This window comes from Chryseobacterium ginsengisoli (assembly GCF_039542325.1).
Taxonomy (GTDB): Bacteria; Bacteroidota; Bacteroidia; order Flavobacteriales; family Weeksellaceae; genus Chryseobacterium; species Chryseobacterium ginsengisoli.
In genome coordinates this window covers 213077-231042 of sequence record NZ_BAABHX010000003.1, presented here as the reverse complement: position 1 = coordinate 231042, position 17966 = coordinate 213077, and the positions used below count along the sequence as shown (strand labels likewise).

General features: G+C 34.6%; 13 protein-coding genes and 3 tRNA genes. 3 read left to right on the top strand and 13 right to left on the bottom strand.

Going from position 1 to position 17966, the window contains the following annotated elements; translation table 11 throughout:
* Window positions 1–3: 3 nt before the first annotated feature.
* The 7 genes from ABD940_RS10205 to ABD940_RS10175 all read right to left on the bottom strand — a co-directional run bounded on the left by ABD940_RS10205 (window position 4) and on the right by ABD940_RS10175 (window position 8194).
* Window positions 4–711, bottom strand: a complete 708-nt coding sequence (locus tag ABD940_RS10205; protein WP_345203202.1) for a response regulator transcription factor — start codon at window positions 709–711, stop codon at window positions 4–6.
* 116 nt (window positions 712–827) lie between these two features.
* Window positions 828–2465 (bottom strand): SWIM zinc finger family protein, encoded by a 1638-nt coding sequence (locus ABD940_RS10200; protein ID WP_345203200.1) that lies wholly within the window; start codon window positions 2463–2465, stop codon window positions 828–830.
* A 3-nt stretch (window positions 2466–2468) separates the two neighbouring features.
* A complete protein-coding gene (locus ABD940_RS10195) occupies window positions 2469–5810 on the bottom strand; it encodes a WGR domain-containing protein (RefSeq protein WP_345203198.1) in 3342 nt (1113 codons plus the stop codon).
* Window positions 5811–5854: 44 nt separating this feature from the next.
* Window positions 5855–7369, bottom strand: coding sequence for a retron St85 family RNA-directed DNA polymerase (locus ABD940_RS10190; RefSeq protein ID WP_345203195.1), 1515 nt, complete (start codon window positions 7367–7369; stop codon window positions 5855–5857).
* 571 nt (window positions 7370–7940) lie between these two features.
* Window positions 7941–8024 (bottom strand) — tRNA-Leu (locus ABD940_RS10185).
* Between the two features lie 6 nt (window positions 8025–8030).
* Window positions 8031–8106 (bottom strand) — tRNA-Gly (locus ABD940_RS10180).
* Between the two features lie 6 nt (window positions 8107–8112).
* Window positions 8113–8194, bottom strand: a tRNA-Leu gene (locus ABD940_RS10175).
* 189 nt (window positions 8195–8383) lie between these two features.
* On the opposite strand from ABD940_RS10175, the gene ABD940_RS10170 reads away from it, so the two are divergent.
* Genes ABD940_RS10170 through ABD940_RS10160 form a run of 3 tightly spaced genes read left to right on the top strand, consistent with a single transcriptional unit; the run spans window position 8384 to window position 10352 of the window.
* Window positions 8384–8761: a DUF3127 domain-containing protein gene (locus ABD940_RS10170; protein ID WP_345203193.1), complete on the top strand. Its 378-nt coding sequence runs from the start codon at window positions 8384–8386 to the stop codon at window positions 8759–8761.
* A 60-nt stretch (window positions 8762–8821) separates the two neighbouring features.
* Window positions 8822–9475 (top strand): leucyl/phenylalanyl-tRNA--protein transferase, encoded by a 654-nt coding sequence (gene aat / locus ABD940_RS10165; RefSeq protein WP_345203191.1) that lies wholly within the window; start codon window positions 8822–8824, stop codon window positions 9473–9475.
* Window positions 9462–10352, top strand: a complete 891-nt coding sequence (locus ABD940_RS10160; protein WP_345203189.1) for a DMT family transporter — start codon at window positions 9462–9464, stop codon at window positions 10350–10352. The genes aat and ABD940_RS10160 overlap by 14 nt, the downstream gene beginning before the upstream one ends.
* A gap of 75 nt (window positions 10353–10427) precedes the next feature.
* Here the strand turns inward: ABD940_RS10160 and ABD940_RS10155 are convergent, their stop codons facing one another.
* The 6 genes from ABD940_RS10155 to ABD940_RS10130 all read right to left on the bottom strand — a co-directional run bounded on the left by ABD940_RS10155 (window position 10428) and on the right by ABD940_RS10130 (window position 17896).
* A complete protein-coding gene (locus ABD940_RS10155; protein WP_345203187.1) occupies window positions 10428–11816 on the bottom strand; it encodes a tetratricopeptide repeat protein in 1389 nt (462 codons plus the stop codon).
* A 207-nt stretch (window positions 11817–12023) separates the two neighbouring features.
* Complete coding sequence (locus ABD940_RS10150; RefSeq protein ID WP_345203184.1) at window positions 12024–12995, bottom strand: quinone oxidoreductase family protein; 972 nt, start codon at window positions 12993–12995, stop codon at window positions 12024–12026.
* 70 nt (window positions 12996–13065) lie between these two features.
* Window positions 13066–13641, bottom strand: a complete 576-nt coding sequence (locus tag ABD940_RS10145) for a Crp/Fnr family transcriptional regulator (protein ID WP_345203181.1) — start codon at window positions 13639–13641, stop codon at window positions 13066–13068.
* Window positions 13642–13689: 48 nt separating this feature from the next.
* Window positions 13690–15072, bottom strand: a complete 1383-nt coding sequence (glmM, locus tag ABD940_RS10140; RefSeq protein ID WP_345203179.1) for a phosphoglucosamine mutase — start codon at window positions 15070–15072, stop codon at window positions 13690–13692.
* 527 nt (window positions 15073–15599) lie between these two features.
* Window positions 15600–17633 carry a ferrous iron transport protein B gene (gene feoB / locus ABD940_RS10135; RefSeq protein WP_345203176.1) on the bottom strand — a complete coding sequence of 678 codons (2034 nt, stop codon included), beginning with the start codon at window positions 17631–17633 and terminating at the stop codon, window positions 15600–15602.
* Window positions 17633–17896 (bottom strand): FeoA family protein, encoded by a 264-nt coding sequence (locus tag ABD940_RS10130; protein ID WP_345203174.1) that lies wholly within the window; start codon window positions 17894–17896, stop codon window positions 17633–17635. The genes feoB and ABD940_RS10130 overlap by 1 nt, the downstream gene beginning before the upstream one ends.
* Between the last annotated feature and the right edge of the window lie 70 nt (window positions 17897–17966).

The following is a 17966-nucleotide window of genomic DNA, read 5'->3' as shown; positions in this document are numbered from 1 at the left end:
TCATTAAGGCTTTTTTAATACATAACCCATTCCTATTACAGTATGAATCAGTTTATTATCTTCCTGATTATCCAGCTTTTTTCTTAAATAATTTACATAAACATCGACAACATTTGTTCCCAATTCGTAGTTTACACCCCAAACAGCTTCCAGAACTTCAGTCCTTGAAATTACTTTTTCGGGATTATTAAGGAAATACATCAGCAATTTATATTCTGTAGACGTCAATGAAATTTCTTCTCCGGCTCGTGTGACTTTTTTTGTGTAATCATTTAAAATTAGATCCGAAAACTGATAGACATATTCGTTATCAACTTCAGGTTCAGTAATTTCTGTAATATTTCCGTTATTGCTTCTTCTTAATAAAGATTTAATTCGAGCAACTAACTCAATGAATTTAAATGGTTTAACCAAATAATCATCTCCTCCACTTTCTAAACCAAGAACAATATTTTCTGAAGTTCCCAACGCTGTCAGGAATAAAATCGGAACATGCTGATTTGTTTTTCTGATTTCTTTACAGACATCCAACCCATTCATTTCGGGCAACATAATATCTAAAATGACCAAATCGAAATCGTTTGACTGTACCAATTGTACTCCTGTTTTACCATCAAAAGCCACGGAAACTTCATACCCGTTTTCCTGAAGTCCTTTTTTTATAAAAGATACAACACTAGTTTCGTCTTCGATGAGGATAATCTTGTTCATTGGAATTTGGAATTTCACAAAAATAGAAAAAAAGATGGGAAATGCATAAAGGAGGAAATTCTTAACAAAAAAATTCCTCCTTTATAAAACTAGCATAAAATATTTAAACTTTTATATTACTTCCTATTAATCATCATTCTTGTTGCCAAAATATGTTCACAAGGTCCTTGTCTCAAACCGTTTGCCTGATAAAAACTGCATTGACAATTTCCATCAATCAATCGCTGATCTTTATCAATGAAAGCTTCTGTTTTATATGTATAATTATTTTCTTTTATTTTCCCTTGGATATTAAGAACATCATTTTTTATATCATAATCGATTTTCACTTTGCCTTCAGAAATCAATTTATCTGCTTTTTCCTCCTGCGGACTTGAAAAACGTAATTGTTTCATATCCAAAGGATCCTGAGTCAATTCTCGAACCCTGTATAATCCTAAATTAAGATCATAAATTACCCTTCCTGCTTGTGTATAAGATGTAAGTGAAGTTGAAATTGTAGCTGTATCAAGATTTAATTTTTTCGAAAGTTCGGCTGTTGTTCCAAACCATGTTTCTTTTAAAGTATTGAATACTTTTTCCTGAGTCATCAAATCCACATGTCCTCTCGGAGCCATCAAATCAAAATTCCCTGCTCTGCTCCAGTCATTGGTTGTCCATCCGGAAAGTCCTAAAGTGAAAGCCATATCACCCAAATCCGCAATGTAGAACGAAGGCAATCCGTTTCCTAATAAAACCACCCTGAAATTTTTGGCAATCGGAATTAATCTTTCTAAAATCAACAGTCTTCTTCTTCCCCAGATTCTGATCGTTTTGCTTTCCGGTCCTATATAAATTGAGCGATGAAAAGTAAGCGTTTCATACCAAGGTTCAAAAACTGCCTGAATAGGTTTTCCGGGTTCCAAAATAAAACGCAGTGCTCTTGGTCCTTTTTTCTCTTTGAATCTTCTTAAAAACTGACAAATACTGAAAATATCCATCGGATGAAGATCAAAAGTAGTTGCAGGTAAAGTCATTGCAGAACTTACCTGTAAAAATCCGCGAACCCAAGAATCCGGTAAATCGATTTTTTCTTCTTTATACACTTCCTCGTTTGTAGTAAGTGCTTCAAAACCTGAAGGATCAATTTTAAATTCCGTGTCTTTATAATCCCTTATCTTTTGGAATTCATTATAAAGTGCAGCCGAATAATCGATATTTGTTGTTCCACATTTAAATTCGTTGATCTCTGTGAAAACATTATAACTGCTGCTTAATTTTCCGTAAGTAGATTCGTCCTGGCTGAAACATTCAAAGAAAACTTCATCAGGATGAACCGTTATGACAGGATCAAGAACAAACCATGCATCTTTATCTTTTTGATACAAATAATCAAAATATGTTTTTTTGGCAGTGTTGAAAGGTCCTAAAACCCTGTTTTTTTCTTTATAAACCTGATCGAGCTCTCCCCTTACTTCGGCAAGTCTTTTTTTGACTTCTTCAATTTGAAACTCAGCCATGTAATCACTTAACCAAAGCTTTTCCTGTTCTGCAACCCATTCTTTGTATTCCGTTTTATCTTTTGGTTTAAAACGAAGATCGGAAACCACCACATCATGCAACGCAGAAATCGCTTCACGGAAAGGAATTTTTTTATTCAGTTTGCCAACAAAAAATGTCGGATCTCTTTGGAGATCGGGAGAAAAGCTCATTTGCGTACTCGTTGCAGAGTTCGTGATGGCCGTATCTTTATGAAATTTATAATCGAATAACATGGCTTAAGAAATTAATTGAAGATGAACATTCAGTTGAGGATAGATCATTTTCAGCTCAGAAATAATATTGATGCATTTTGCCTTATCCTGAATGGCTGTCGTTGCGGAAAGATCGTCTAAAATCTTACTGACGATTTCTGCTGATTCCGTATTTTTTCGTCCTTCTTTTTCTAAGAAAATGAAAATTCGGTTTTTGGCAGTTCGCGATTTGTTTACTCTTGAAAGTACTGAACGGAAATAAAACTCCAATTCTTTCAATTTTTCAGGCTTATCAGTTGCATATTCTTCAAGATATGAAGTCACAAAAAGCTGAATATTCTGGCTTGGATGTTGACTTAATTTCGTAAGGTATTCCAATCCGTGTTCTTTTTTGAAGAATTTCATGATCAGATTCTTTCCGAAATTTTCAACATCAGAACGCACCGAATCTGCAATTCCGACTAAGCAATCCGTATCCCAATCTTCGTCTGTAAATTCGGTTTGGAAGAAATGAAACGCAAATTCTCTGCTGTCGTCCCATTTTGCATCCAAAATTCCCAACGCGTGATTGCGATCCGATTTAATTCTTTCAATATTATTTTTATAAAAATTCCAAGACCATTGTCTTACCGCTAAAAATTCGTGATTTGCGAGAGAAATGACTTGTTTCAACGTGAATTTATTGCTGTCGCTTACTTTTTTAAGCAATTCGAAGCCGAAAAGCTGGTTTTTTACACTGTCTGCAAATAACAATCTGAGAATCCATTTTACAGGAATATTGTCAATATATTTCGGAGCCGTTTTTTCAAGATAATCCCTGAATAACTGATGAGAATTTTCAAATTTCTGCTCCTTCATCAACATCTCAAATAATTTTTCAACAATCTGTAATTGAGTTTCAGCCTGAGTTTCCAGATGATCATTCAATGAAAAAACATTTTCTACAACTTCCTTATGGTTTGAAGAAAGCAACACAAGAATCTGATGCCAGTTTTTCCCGATTTCCTCTTTTGGGTATTGATTTAAAAGACTGATTCCGTTTTGTCTGATGGATTCATTTTCATTACTCAATAACAATTCAATAATTGAAAGAGGAATTTCTGTTACCGGATATTTCTCAGATTTGGAAAGCAAAATTTCACTTGCCAAAAATCTATTATTGTTCAACGGAGAAGTCAATAATTGAGCCACAATTTCCCAACTGATTTCGGAAAAATTAGAGAATGTTGTTATTTTAAGCTTTTTGGCAGCAGATTCTGCGATTTTATTGTTTTCGTCGTTATTTTCCAGAGAAAGCAATTCTATAATTACTTTTCCGAGTACTGTTTTCTGTCTGTCTTCAGATAAAGATGCTTTTTGAAGTAAATTATTGATGAATTCATTAGATTCTTTTCGTGAATTCATAATTAAAATCATAATAAAATCTGTGGACGCGAGAAAATATTGAGTATTATTTTCTATTGTTTCTTTTGCCCAATTTCTTGCCTTTTCACTTTCAGAAACTAAAATTTGCGCTGTAAAAACTTGATTTTGCTTTAATTCTTCCTGTCTTTTCTCTAAAGCATCAAAGCCTAAACTTTGTGGATACTCTGAAGATTTATTCAACAACCGAATCATCATTTCTGGTTCAATTTTTAGTAATAAATCCTGATATTTTGAATGAACGGAAAGATTTTCATAAGCAAATTTCATTACCAAATCCATTTTTCCTTGCATCAAGAGCTGAATATAAGCTTCCGGCATTTCATCCCAAAATTCAGGATAAAGTTCAAGTCTTGAGGGATTTGATTCAGGTTTTATTGTAGATTCTTCCTGTTTTTGTTGAGGAACAACAGGTTTTTCTTTATTTGAACCAAAAATATTTTTGAATGCACCTATAATATTGTCTAAAGCTCCTTGCTGTTGATTTTGGCTTGAAGGCTGTTCGGATACATTTGAATTATTATTCTCCGTCTCCACTTTCTTCATCTCATTTGCCTTGTAATAATAATCTGAGCTCCAGAATTGTTCTTTTTTAATATAGAATTCAAGATTTGAATCCATATTTCGGTTTTTATCTCTCCCGAAAAGTATTGTTGTAAGAAGAGGAGATCGGTAACATTCTGGGAAATCTACTACAGTGTAATAATATCTGCGGCTTTCCCAATTGTAACTTCCATACTGGCTTAATGGTCCTCTTCTGGCGGGAATATAATCATCATTAGAATATTGTACTAATGCATTTACAGCAAATCTCAAGTATTCTTTCGCTTTATTTTGCTCTCCTAATTCTTTTAAATAATAAAAACTGTTCTTCTGAAAATAAAGTTTGGTAAAATTTGAAAATGCAATCCTGCTTTCATCACTAGAAAGCTCTTTTCTTACATTAACGGAATTCCCGAACTGGTAAAAATATTGATTCTGATTCCACGCTTCTTTATCCAAGCTAGCTGTTCTCTTGAACATTGCTGCCTTTTTTTCGAATAAAAATGACAACATTCCTAAAATCTGTGCATCATCTCTGAAGCGGGCAAGTTTATAAATCGCACGAATATTTCTGAAATACGGCGACCCAAATGGAATTTTCCATATAATTTCTTCAATTAACTTAACCAAAGATGGATACGCTTTCGATAAAAGATAAAGATAAACCAGTTCGTCTGTTTTCTCTTTTTTACTGAATTTTTCAAGATATTGCTGCTTTAAACCATCATAATCTCCTTTGTCGATGGCATATTTTATTTCGGATGGCAAGCTTTCCAATAATTCAGAAACTGTTTTCTCTAATTCTGAACCTTCATTGATCGTTAACAGCGCATCAAAAGCAACATTTCTGATATATTGTTTGTGCCTTGAACTGTTCGCAATGCTACGTAAAAGCTCAGAAGCTTGAGTCATTTTAAATGTTCTGATCGCAAAAATAGAAGCATACAATTGCATTTCATCGCCTTTTGTAGCCAGTTTCAAAATATAAGGAATAGCTTCTTTAATTCCCATTTGAGCCGCTTTCCAGATTACACGGGAAGTTTTCCATTCTGTTTTGAAAGAATTGATTCCTTGTGTAGCATCTTCCAGACGTTTTAAGATAACTCCTTCCGCAGAATTCATATTCAGAAAATCCAATAACGGAAGCTCTACAAATACTTCTACTTCAGACTGATACCCTTTATTTCTTTTTTCTTTTTCGAGCTGGTCAAAAATACTTTCTGCTTTTTCTCTGGAAACAAATGCAGGAGTTTTACTTCCTTCTTTCAATGCTGCTCCTCGTCTTCCGTAACGGAAATTGACAGCAAAAGCATCAGCATTAATTTCACAAAGATCTATTTCGTAAACTTTATCCGATTTTCCTTCGTGGAAAAAGAGTTTGGTTTGTTTGATAATTTTCATCTATCTTACTGATTAAGATGTTATTATTATGTGTTTGGTTCAGACTAAAAAATATTCCACCAATCTGTTTTTTCTTCTTTTGGTGCTATTATTTCTTCTTTGATTTCAGGTACCGCGATTATTTCTACAATTTCAGGAATCAATTTTCTTACTTCTACGATCGGCTTACCATGTTTCGCAATAATTACATCCAGTTTTTCTTTGAAAACCGATGCTTTCGACGGATTTACCATATTTACAAAATTGATATAACCTTCAACTGCATTAATTAAGTGAAACGCTTTTCCCCAAGTTTGGTTTTGCCATCCATTGACTTCGATATTATGTAAAAGAGCTCTGAATTTTCTGAGTTTTTTTCTCTCAACATTCAGCTTTTCATTGACTACGACTCCCGTTACTTTCTGCTGATGTTTGCTTCTCATGATGTGAAGCTTTTCGGGATGAATCGTAAAATTCTCAGCGTTGATAACCTGTCTTACAAAATATAAAAGTTTATTGATATTTTCTTCATTATCCTGATTGGCAGAAAAAGTAAGATCATCCGCATATCTAGTATATACAAAGCCTAATTTTTGAGCTAAACCTTTTAATCTTTTATCTAGTTTATAAGCAATAATATTACTAATGGCAGGACTTGCAGGCGAACCTTGTGGTAAAAACCTTTCTCCTTTATGAACAAAGTATTTAACATCATCCAATAAAATCTCTTCTGTATGAGACTGAGTGCAAACCAATGCAAAAATAGTCGAAAGCTGCTCTGAATATCCAAGTTTTGAAAACAGTCCTTTCACTCTTTTATAGCTGATTGAAGGGAAAAAATCCTGCAAATCTATATTAATGATAATGTCTTTTCCAAGATGTGGCTCTGCATTGGTCACAATCGATCTTTTTGCCGTAAAACCATGAACAACTTCTCCTACTGAAATTTTATTTAATATATTTTCCAGAATCCATTGTTGGAAATGTCTCAGTTGTGGTTTTGGAGCAGAAATTTTTCTTTTTCCACCTGATTTTTTTGGAATTTCAAAAATGTGATAGTGCGTTTTTTTTGAAACTTTCCTATGAAAAGCAAGATATTTTATCAATGAAAGTCCGAAACCTGATTTCTGACTGAAATCCGATACGTTTTCAAAAACAGGAAGTGAAAACTGCAATAGTTTTTCTATCTCTGAGTCTGTTTGGTGAAGTCCTTTAGAAACATCTTCACCAAGATAAATAATTTGCTGTTGCTGGAGATTTTTCCAGTGATCAGCTTTATCCTGTCGCTTTTGTTTACTTTTTTGTTTCGTTACTTCTCTTTTGGCTTTTGCTTCCTGCATACGTTTTTTACGCATTTCGCGAAGCATGGCTTCCTGATTACCATATTTTCGGTCTTTTGCCAGTAGCTCTTGTAACTCCTTTTGCAAAACGACCTCCCTTTGAATCAACTGTTCCGGTAAGGAAGGCGTAGAGGTTTCCTGCCAAAAACCAAGCCTTTTCATTTCTTCCAAAATATAACTGTCCTTGGAAGATTCTTTTATACGGTCGTAAATCTGTTGTCTGCTGAGATTTTGTGACATTTAGGTGTGCTTTTTTATAAATAAAAAGCCCTACGATTGTATAGGGCTTTGTTTTGGATAAACCTTCGTATTTTCTAAGGACTATATCTATCAACTCCAGAAAATGGTACTAGTAGGTACCTTTATTTTCTCGGAAAATGAACTGAAAAGGTACCTACTAGTACCATTTTCCCCATTAAAGATAGTATGTAGTGATGTATGCTAAGCAATTTCACAGTGATGACGAAACATCATCATTTCTTTAAAAAGAAAAGCAAGGATCTATCTTTTTCAAATATATTAAAAATTATAATCCCACCAAACATCAATCGAATTATTTTATTTTTATTCTGTTTGGTTTGTTCGATGTTTAAAGCATATTTTATTGACTGGCATCATTTATCTAAAAACTTATTCGGAAGATGTAAGATAATATACTTTTACTCAGCTGATTTTTAATTTCGATTAATATGATTTAATTAATCCTTAGAATTGTTTTGCTTATATGTCTTTGATAGTATTCATCAAAAACTTTGTGTTGAAATATTTTAAAAACAGAAAACCCTCCGTAAAAAATTACAGAGGGTTTTAGTACCCCAGACGGGACTTGAACCCGTACGTCCTTGCGGACACAGGATTTTAAGTCCTGCGTGTCTACCAGTTCCACCACCAGGGCATGGAGTGGAGCGAAAAACGGGATTCGAACCCGCGACCCCAACCTTGGCAAGGTTGTGCTCTACCAGCTGAGCTATTTTCGCATACTGTGCGGATGAAGGGACTCGAACCCCCACGCCTCTCGGCACCAGATCCTAAGTCTGGCGTGGCTACCAATTACACCACATCCGCGTTGTTTATTATGAAAACTTATTTTTAAAAGAACTTGTTTCGTTTTTTCGTTTTCAGTGGTGCAAAGATAGGATAAATTCCTTTATCTCCAAACTTTTCAGTAAAAAAATTAAAATTTTTACATTTTTTTTTCCACGTAGCCTTTATTACGATTGATTTTCTTACTTTTACCGTGTTAATAATTACGATATGGAATTACAAGGAACGGTAAAGAAAATATTTGATGCTCAGACATTTGCGAGCGGTTTCCAAAAAAGAGAAATGGTTATTTTGACGCAGGAACAGTATCCGCAGCCGATAAACATAGAATTTCTTTCTGATAAGATTGGTTTATTAGATAATTTGAAAGAAGGCGAAAATGTAAAGGTGGGAATCAACATCAGAGGTAGAGAATGGGTTTCTCCACAAGGTGAAACAAAATACTTCAACTCTATTACAGGATGGAGAGTAGAGAAGGTTTTTGATAATGGCTCAGAGCCTACACAAGCTTCACCATCTCAGTCTGCTTCTCCGGTTTCTAATGAGAATCCTTTCGCAGGCGACGATGACGATGATTTACCTTTTTAATTAAAAGATAATACCGAAAATATAAATCCTGCTTTTTAAGTGGGATTTTTTTTCCTAAAAATGGTTCGATTAGACGAAAACGAGATTTCATTTCCTGATCCGGAACTTTACGACGGACATGAAGGAATTATAGCATTTGGCGGTGACCTGTCAATAGACAGGATTTGGTTTGCCTATCAATTAGGTATATTTCCCTGGTATAATCCGGAGGAGGAAATTCTTTGGTGGTGTCCCGATCCAAGATTCGTGATCTTCCCAAATGATTTGAGGGTTTCAAAATCGATGAGAAAAATATTAAATCGAAATATTTTTACATTTACCGAGAATCAAAATTTTAAAGAAGTCATTAAAAATTGCCAACAGACAAGCCGGAAAGGACAGGCAGGAACATGGCTTTCGGATGAACTGATGGAAACTTTTATTCAGTTGCATAAATATGGTTTGGCAAAAAGCATTGAAGTTTGGCAAGATGGAAAATTGGTTGGTGGTTTTTACGGACTTCAAATTGGTAAGGTTTTTTGTGGTGAAAGCATGTTTGCAAAAGTGAGCAATGCCTCCAAAGCCGGATTTATTCATTTTATAGAAACCCACAAAGACGAACTTGAATTAATTGACTGCCAATCTCATACAGACCATCTTGAAAGTCTTGGTGCGAAAATGATTCCCAAAAAAGAATTTTTAAAAATTTTATACGAAAACCATGAACGCAGATAAAGAAAAATGGGTCCTCCTTATTATACTGAGTATTATTTGGGGATCTTCTTTTATTTTAATTAAAAAATCTTTAGAACATTTCAGTCCTTATCAAGTGGGAGCTTTAAGAGTTTTGATTGCCGGAATTATCTTAATGCCTATTGCTATTTCAAAGTATAAATTATTTCCGAAAAAACATTTAAAATGGTTGCTTTTGGCTGCATTTACAGGAAATTTTATTCCTATGTTTTTATTTCCGATTGCCGAGACGGAAGTCAGCAGCAGCATTGCAGGAATCATCAACTCAATGATGCCGATTTTCGTAATTATTGTCGGTGCTCTGATCTGGAAATTTGAAACAACAAAACAACAGATCTTCGGAACTTTAATAAGTTTTACAGGAGTTTGTCTACTTGCTTTTGGTGGAGACGGTGAAGGTGGAAAATTTAAACTTATTCCTATTTTATTATTGCTATTGGCAACATTATGTTATGCTTTAAGCACAACAACAGTAAAATCTAAATTAATGGAAGTTTCTTCTACGGTTTTATCGGCTTTTGTATTTTCATTTGTATTATTTTTTCCTTCATTAATCGCTTTAAGCTTCACAGGATTCTTCTCATCGTTTAGCTTTGACGAAAATAATTTAACAGGATTAATGTTCGTAAGTCTATTATCCATCTTCGGAACAGGATTGGCAATGATGATGAACTATCGTTTATTAAAAGTTTCCACTCCTTTATTTGCATCAACAGTTACATTATTAATGCCGATTGTGGCGATTATCTGGGGATTTTTAGATGGAGAAAAACTAAGCACCCTTCAATTTGTTGGTGCGGGTATTATTATTGCCGGTTTGATCTTTTTAAGGACAAAATCCAATATTATAAAAAAATAAATCCTGCATTTCTGCAGGATTTTTATTTGATTTAAAATTAATTCTTCAAATCGATTAATCAAAACGTCCGGTTTTTTAACCTTCAGAATTTTTCTTTCTAACCTTTGCCTTGGCTTTTTTAACCTCGTCTTTAATAAAAGGATATTTTTTCTGCATATCCGAAACCAAAGAAGGATCTAAATCTAATGCTTTTAAAAGCGATTCTTTGCCTTTATCCTGCTCTTTTAAGTTGAAATAACAATTGCTTAGCTGATAATACAATTCCGCTCTGTCATGCACTTTTACAGCTTTATTTAAAAGAGTAACAGCTTCTTCATACTCACCCAAAAGCATTAACACTTCCGAATATGCGTACCAATTGTAAAATCTTGTAGGCTCAGCTTCTACCAACTTTTTAAGACAAGAAAGACTTTCTTCAAACTTCCCTGAATCGATGAATAAAAATGCCAGTCTTTTCTGATAATCAAGGTTATCATCATTAAGATGGGTCGCTTCTTTTGCAAAATGTAAAGCTTCTGTCATTCCGCCCATTTCCTCGTAAAGATAAGACTGTTCCATCATTGCAAGATAGAACTGAGGATCTTCTCTCAACGATTTCTGGAAAGAATTCAATGCTACAATTGGTTGTTTCAGTGCTTTGTAGCAAAGTCCGATCTTGTAAAATGTGAAAGCTTTCGTATATTCCAGCTCCATCATTTCTTCGTAAACTTCGATCGCTTTTTTATACTGACCCAATGCCTCATAACAAGCCGCTTTATTCGCATATACTCCAACAGAATTTGAATTGATCGCCAATAAATAGTCGTACCCTTTTATTGCTTCCTCATAATTTTTTCTGTTGAAATAAAACTGTCCATATTCAAACCACGCAATCTCAGAATAGGCAAATTCATCCAAATATTCATTAAGAAAGGCAATCGCCTCCTCACTCTTATTCAAATCTGCAAAGCAAACCATACAGTTTTCCAAAGAATATTCATCCGTCGGATCTTCCTTAAGGGCTTTTTTGTAGTGTTTAAGAGCGTTAAAAGGATCTCCTAAATTCACATATTCATCCGCAATAAAATTGTGAAGAAAATTCTCTTCTTCCTGCAATTCCAGAGCTTTTTTACATATTTCAATGGATTTTCTAGGATTTCCTAAATTCGAATAATACTTCGCATAGCAAACCAAAAAGTCTGTGCTTTCCATAGAGGAACCTTTCAACTCGTCAATAAGCTCTTTCGATGTATTATAATCTTCCCATTCCAAAAGAATTTCAAGCCTTTTGATCTTGATATCTAAAGAATTGGGGTGAAGCTTCAGACCATAATTCACTGCAGTATTTGCATAATTAAAATCTCCAAGCTCCAAATAATAAACAATAATGTCTTCCAACTCTTCTGTATCAAAGTAGAATTCATCATTATTTTCCATCATTTCTTCGAACTTTTTCACAAGTTCATTTCCAAAATACTCTTCCAATACTCGTTTCCTTAGTCGGCCAATGTTCGAATGTACTTACAAACCTCGACAAACTTCTTAAATTAATATTACTTCTGAAATTTATAATTCAAAATGTATGCAAAGTTGCGAAATTTTTTCGACATTCATCTTTGTAAATTTCTATCTTAAAGATAGTGAAAAGAATATTAAATTCAAAGAATTGTGGATAAAAAAGAGGAGTTATTATTAAATTAACACAACTAATCGCTTTCTGTTGGTTATTTCGCTTTCCCAAACTGTTTGGATATTTTCCAAATGAACGGTTTCTGTATCAATTTTTAAATTTCCGTTAACTGCTGCCTGAAACATCTCAGGAATAATCTCCGAAAGAAGCAATTTCATTTCCTCCTGAGTCCAGCTTCCCAAGCCTGAACCTGAAATCTGAATGTCTGTTCCTCTCAAAATTTGTGATGATAACTGAATCGTGTCACCGCTCATTCCACCGACAGAAACCAATCGTGTTTTATGGGAAAAAGTTCCGTCCCCTTTTAATGCTGATAAAATATTTTCCACCGAATGTCCCCAAATATAATCCAATACAATATCAATCGGAGTTTCGTTATGAATATCTTTGATTTTTTGTTTAAAATCTTCATCACTCAATTGTAAAGAAACAGTTTCGTCTGCACCCAATTCAAGCAGAGATTGTAATGCTTCTTCATTCCTTCCTGTCACAATCACTTTATTAGCTCCATATAATTTTGCAATCTGAATGGCAACTTTTCCTGTGATTCCTGTAGCTCCATTGATGAGAACAGTTTCTCCTGCTTTTAAATTAGTTTTAAACTTAAGCCCCATCGCAGAACCCATCACTGCATTTGGTAACGCTGCCGCAATCGTGAAATCTAATTCATCAGGAATAGGAACAATCATTTTTTTATCTGCGACCGCCTTTTCTGCAACGGTTCCTTTTTTACTGAAGAAATAAACTTTAGATCCATTTTCAAGGAAACCCACTCCATCGCTTCCGACAATTGTCGGTTGATGTTCATTATTTTCTGTTGAATAATGTTTTCCGCTTGCTCTGGCTCTGTCAAGGTGTTTGATGGAGGCTGCTTTTACGAATATTAAAGCTTCATTATCATTATTAACGATTGGATCCGGGAAATCTGCATATTGAGGAATTCCGCCTTTTTCAAATACTACTGCTGCTTTCATTTATCTTAAATTTTAATGCAAAATTATTTTGAAAGCGTTTCAAAGTGCAATAACATTTGTTATCGGTTGATTATTTTTCCTTCAAAATCTTACTTTTAATTCTGCTCAAATGAACGGTTGTAACTCCCAAATAAGACGCAATATAATGTTGCGGAACTCTTTTGATGATATTTGGTTTGTCTTTGCAAAGAGTTAAATAGCGTTCCTGCGGACTGTCTTTAATAAAAGAAAAAAAATGTTTCATATAATCGAAAACACGTTCAAAAACAGAATCCATAAATTCGTTTCTGAGTTTTGGATCTTCGTAAACTTCTTCTAAGATTTTATCTGCGGTCGGTTTATCAATTTGCCACAAAACGCAAGGTTCAATTGTTTCCATTGAAAGCATACTTGGCAATCCTTTCCGGAAGCTTTCCAATGAAGAAAACATTGTATTTTCCATGAAAAACTGGAAGGTTATGTCTTTTCCGTCGTTGTTGTACCACGCTCTTACAATTCCTTTTTCGATAAAATAAGCATTTAACGAAATTTCTCCTTCATTCAACAAAATGGTTTTTGCCGGAACTTCAATTCGTGTGAAATTCTTCCTGTATTTTCCCCATGTTTCTTTCGGAAAAGAGAATCTGTTTTGTAGATGTTCGAACATTTTTGCAAAAAAAAGAACGGAACTAAAAGCTCCGTTCCTATTATTTTATTAAATCAAACTTTTGATTTTTGCGATGATATCGTCTCCTAATTTGTCGGCTTCTTCCTGAGATTTAGCTTCCGTATAAATTCTGATAATTGGTTCTGTATTGGATTTTCTAAGGTGGACCCAATTGTTTTCGAAATCGATTTTCACGCCGTCAATTGTTGAAACATTTTCGTTTTGATATTCTTTTTCCATTTTAGATAAAATATCATCCACATTGATTTCCGGTGTCAGTTCGATTTTCTTTTTCCCCATGAAATAACTTGGATATCCTGCTCTTAGTTCAGAAACAGTTTTATTTTCTTTGGCTAAATGAGTCAAAAATAAAGCAACACCTACCAAAGAATCTCTTCCGTAATGCAAGTCCGGATAGATAATTCCTCCGTTTCCTTCACCTCCGATTACTGCATTTTTTTCCTTCATTAAAGTTACTACATTCACTTCTCCGACAGCACTTGCAAAATATTCTGAATTGTGTGCTTGTGCGACATCTCTCAACGCACGGCTTGAAGAAAGATTGGAAATTGCCACCCCATTTTTATTTTTCAATAAATAATCTGCAACGGCAACCAAAGTGTATTCCTCACCAAACATTTCGCCTTTTTCGTCGATTAAAGCCAATCTGTCAACATCAGGATCTACAACAACACCTAAATCTGCTCCTTCTTTTTTCACTAATTCACAGATATCTCCTAAATGTTCTTTTAAAGGCTCCGGATTGTGCGGAAATTGTCCGTTTGGCTCACAATATAACTTTACAACTTCACAACCTAATTTATCCAATAACATTGGAATTGCAATACCTCCCGTAGAATTTACCGCATCTAAAACCACTTTGAAATTTTTAGCTTTGATTGCTTCAACATCTACCATCGGCAAATCCAAAATCTGCTGAATATGAATATCAAAAGCATCGTCTCTTGTTTCATATTTTCCTAAATCATCAACTTCAGCATAATTGAAATCTTCACTCTCTGCCAAAGCAAGAACTTCTGCTCCGTTTTCACCCGTGATAAATTCTCCTTTTTCGTTTAATAATTTCAGAGCGTTCCATTGTTTTGGATTGTGAGAAGCGGTAAGGATAATTCCTCCATCTGCTTTCAATTCCGGAACCATAATTTCAACGGTTGGAGTGGTAGAAAGTCCTAAATCAACTACATTGATTCCAAGACCTTGCAACGTTGCCGTCACCAAAGAAGATACCATTTGTCCAGAAATTCTGGCATCTCTTCCAATGATTAGCGTTAAATCTTTTTTATTTTTATTGTTCTGAAGCCAGGTTCCGAATGCCGAAGCGAATTTTACCACATCAAGCGGTGTTAAGTTATCATTTACTTTTCCGCCGATTGTTCCTCGGATTCCTGAAATACTTTTTATTAGTGACATTAATTATGTTTTTATTTATACATTCCTAGTGAAACCATTTTGTTGACATCAACAAAATGGTGTTTAAATTTTGTTCAAAAATACAAATAAAACATGGTAGTTGATGTCGAAAAATATCGATGAGATTATTTTATTTTCAACCTTTGTCATCCCGTAGTGATCTAGGCGTAGTATTAGAAATATTATGGAAAGATTCGTGTCTAGATCACTACGGGATGACAAATTGTATGAATATTCCAAATGCTTAAATATACGACTGCAACCTAGCCCGATTGCAGCGGCATCCTTTTTTGTTGCGGCGAAGCGGAGCGAAGCCGTAACAAAAAAGATATAGCGAAAAGCGGGATTAAGCTCCTAAAAAAATTTAGTTAAAATTTAAGAACAACCACAATCCTTATCGCAGTTGGTTCTTTTGGAACTGAATTTTTTCGGTGCAAAGTTCTTTCTCAGTATTTTAAACAAAGAATAACATGCGAATGCAACGATCAGTAAAACAATTATATACTGTAAAATTAATGAAGAATCCATTATTTCAAAATCTGATAAGCTATCATCGACACAAAGTATGCCAAACCTGTCATCATTGCTACCTGTAAGCCGGTCCATTTCCAGCTTTTGGTTTCTCTGTAGACTACTGCAAGTGTAGAAACACACTGCATTGCAAATGCGTAAAATAAAAGTACGGAAACTCCTGTGGCAAAACTGAAAACCTTTTCGCCATTCGGTTTTACATCCCGTCTCATTTTATCGATTACTTTCACTTCCGGAGCATCATCTTCAAGGCTGTATAAGGTTGACATTGTTCCTACAAAAACCTCACGCGCTACGAAGCTTGTCAGAATTCCAACGCCCATTTTCCAGTCGTAACCAAGCGGTGCAATTAAAGGCTCGATTCCTTTTCCCATTTTAGCCAAATAAGAATGATCCAAATGAACGTCTGTTGCCACAAACTGATCCGGTTTCTGTTTTGGTCCGAAATAACTTAAGAACCAGATGATGATACTTACAATGAAGATAATTTTTCCTGCTCCCGAAATGAAGTCCCAAACTTTACCCAAAACCATTTTAAAATCATAAAGAAAAAGAGGTTTTTTGTAAGTCGGCAAATCCATTACTAGGTAGGTTTTCCCTTTATTTTTAATAAATCTTTTAAGAATTGCTGCGGAAAATAATGCTACGGCAAAACCAAGCAGATACATTCCCATCAAAACCAAAGCTTTGTATTTTATACCTAAAAAAGTTTTATCTGAAATGATTAATCCAATAATGATACTGTAAACAGGAAGCCTTGCAGAACACGTCATGAAAGGCGTTACCAAAATAGTTAATAATCTCTCTTTTAAATTTTCAATATTTCTTGTGGAAATCACTGCAGGAATTGCACAAGCCGTTCCCGAAACTAATGGAACAATACTTTTCCCGTTCAGTCCGAAAGGGCGTAAAATCCTGTCCATCAGGAAAACAACTCTCGCCATATATCCTGAATCTTCCAGTAAATAAAGGAAATATAATAAAATCCCGATTTGTGGCGCAAAAACTACAATCCCTCCGATTCCCGGAACAATTCCGTTTGAAATAAGTGAATTAACCGGTCCTTTAGGTAAATGTTCAGATGAAAAAGCAGTCAGCCATGAAAAAAGATCATCAATCCAGTTCATCGGGTATTCCGCCAAAAAGAAAACGCTTTGGAAAATGATCAATAAAATAGCTAGAAAAACAACATATCCCCAGAATTTATGAACTAAAACTTTGTCTAATTTCTCCGTTAATAATTCTTTGAACTGAGGTTTTTTCGTGATAACATTCGCCAAAATCTTATCAACATTCTGATATCTTCTTACCGTTTCCTGAACCTGTAATCTTTTCGGGACTAAGCTTTTAGAGTCCGGCTCGTTCATTAAGCCAATAATAGAATCAATTCTACCTAAATCTGTTCCTAAGGAAAGACTCATCCAAGCTTTATATTCATTATCAAAACCTTTGTGAGAGGCTAATTTCTGAATGAAATCTTTATGTTCGTTAGGCGTTTCGAAAGAAATTTTTTCTGTTTTTAAAAAATCGTTGTTTAATACGGCCTCTTTAATTTCGTCAATCCCGACATGCTCTTTGGCATTGGTCTGAATGATTTTTATACCTAAAGCTTCTGAGAATTTCTGAATATCAATATTAATTCCTCTTCTTTCCGCCTGATCGATCTGATTGACAACCAAAATCATCGGAACACCAAGATCCTGAATCTGCTGGAATAAAAGAAGACCTCTTTTTAAACTTAATGCTTCAAGAATATAGATAACTCCTGCGTAATTCTGCTGTTCATCGATAAGAAATTTAGAAAAAATCGCTTCATCTTCCGAACTTGGATAAATACTGTAAGAACCCGGCAAGTCGATGATCTCAACCTCCTCATTTTTATAAGTATAATTCCCGGAATGACTTGCAACGGTAACTCCGGCGTAGTTTCCGGTTTTCTGCTTTTTGTTGCTTAAAGCATTGAAAACCGTTGACTTTCCAACGTTGGGATTTCCGACTAAAAGGACCTGTTTTTTTTGAGAGCTCTGCATTAATTCAATTCTTCAACAATGATATAATCTCCTTCTTCCTCACGAAGGGCAATCCGGCTTTTTTCGTCTCCAAATTCCACATACATCGGTCCGCTGAACGGAGCCTGATACAAAATTCTGAAAGAAGTTTCGGGAAGAAGCCCCATTTCGATGATTTTGTTGGGCATTCTAAGGCTGTCATTATCATATCCCACAATCTTTCCCAGTCTGTTCTTGGGAAATCCGCTCAACTTATGTAAATCCTTCTCTTTCAAAGCCAACATTTTTGTGTCTGCAAATATACGCTATTTAAATTTAATCTAAATAACGACTTATCATGAAAAAAATCAACCC

Coding starts and splice junctions, on each gene's coding strand:
- ABD940_RS10205 (WP_345203202.1), bottom strand. CDS start 711: ATGAACAAGATTATCCTCATCGAAGACGAAACTAGTGTTGTATCTTTT.
- ABD940_RS10200 (WP_345203200.1), bottom strand. CDS start 2,465: ATGTTATTCGATTATAAATTTCATAAAGATACGGCCATCACGAACTCT.
- ABD940_RS10195 (WP_345203198.1), bottom strand. CDS start 5,810: ATGAAAATTATCAAACAAACCAAACTCTTTTTCCACGAAGGAAAATCG.
- ABD940_RS10190 (WP_345203195.1), bottom strand. CDS start 7,369: ATGTCACAAAATCTCAGCAGACAACAGATTTACGACCGTATAAAAGAA.
- ABD940_RS10170 (WP_345203193.1), top strand. CDS start 8,384: ATGGAATTACAAGGAACGGTAAAGAAAATATTTGATGCTCAGACATTT.
- aat (WP_345203191.1), top strand. CDS start 8,822: ATGGTTCGATTAGACGAAAACGAGATTTCATTTCCTGATCCGGAACTT.
- ABD940_RS10160 (WP_345203189.1), top strand. CDS start 9,462: ATGAACGCAGATAAAGAAAAATGGGTCCTCCTTATTATACTGAGTATT.
- ABD940_RS10150 (WP_345203184.1), bottom strand. CDS start 12,995: ATGAAAGCAGCAGTAGTATTTGAAAAAGGCGGAATTCCTCAATATGCA.
- ABD940_RS10145 (WP_345203181.1), bottom strand. CDS start 13,641: ATGTTCGAACATCTACAAAACAGATTCTCTTTTCCGAAAGAAACATGG.
- glmM (WP_345203179.1), bottom strand. CDS start 15,072: ATGTCACTAATAAAAAGTATTTCAGGAATCCGAGGAACAATCGGCGGA.
- feoB (WP_345203176.1), bottom strand. CDS start 17,633: ATGCAGAGCTCTCAAAAAAAACAGGTCCTTTTAGTCGGAAATCCCAAC.
- ABD940_RS10130 (WP_345203174.1), bottom strand. CDS start 17,896: ATGTTGGCTTTGAAAGAGAAGGATTTACATAAGTTGAGCGGATTTCCC.